Here is a 988-nt window from a genome sequence, read left to right as displayed (position 1 = left end):
GTACGCTCCATTTTCAGGTTCAAAAAGAAGCGCTCCATAACCGCGTTGTCCCAGCAGTTACCCTTGCGGCTCATACTGCAACGCATTCCATTGCGGGTCAGCAGCGCCTGATAAGCCGCTCCTGCGTACTGACTGCCTCGATCCGAGTGGACGATCAAACCCGGCTCAGGCTGGCGTCGAGCGATAGCCAATTGCATGGCACTGATTACCAGCTCGGCTCGCATATGAGGGGCCATGGCCCAGCCCACGATCTTGCGCGAGAAAAGGTCCATGACCACTGCCAGGTACACCCAGCCGCCGCGTGTGCGGATATAAGTAATGTCTGCAACCCAGGATTGATTGATCGCCCCAGGGTTGAACTGGCGATTTAGAAGGTTTTCAGCCACCGGCAAGTTGTGATTGCTGTTGGTTGTGTGAACGAACTTACGCTTCCAGACCGGGCGCAGACCTTGTTGTTTCATAAGGCTGCGCACCTTGAAGCGACCAATCGACAGGCCTTCTTTACGCAAGGCGCTCACCACACGACGACTACCATAGCAACGCTCCGACGCTTCAAAGGCTGCCTTGATCCTGGCCGCTGCCGGACAGGCGGGCTTGGGTTTCAAACGACGCTGTTGGGCCTCATAAAGACCGGAGCGACTGATCCGCAGTACCCGACAGAGACGAGCCACCGGGTAGGCCTTACGTTGTAATTGGTGAACCAGTTGATGGATCACTTCAATTCGCGGGCAAAGAAGGCCGTAGCTTTTTTTAGGATGTCATTATCCATTTTCAGCTCACGAATCTGCTGCTCCAGTTGGCGAATACGCTGTTGCTCGCTGGTCAACGGGTTGCCAATTCCCGGGCCACCCAACAGCTCGGCCTTGTATTGCTCAACCCAGCGACGCACTGCCGTATCGCTCAGGTTCATATCAAGGCAGACAGAGTTCACACTCTGGCCTTGATCGACGATGAGCTTGCAAACATCAAGCTTGAAGGCGGCATCGAA

The 988-nt window shown here is 55.3% G+C and carries 1 pseudogene; it reads right to left on the bottom strand.

The annotated features are described in order from the left end of the window. Window positions 1-988, bottom strand: a pseudogene (locus tag KDX30_RS29440) (IS3 family transposase); the annotation flags it as partial.

This window comes from Pseudomonas quasicaspiana, assembly GCF_021147825.1.
GTDB lineage: Bacteria > Pseudomonadota > Gammaproteobacteria > Pseudomonadales > Pseudomonadaceae > Aquipseudomonas > Aquipseudomonas quasicaspiana.
The sequence above is the reverse complement of the archived record's forward strand: the minus strand, read 5'-3'. Positions and strand labels throughout refer to the sequence as shown.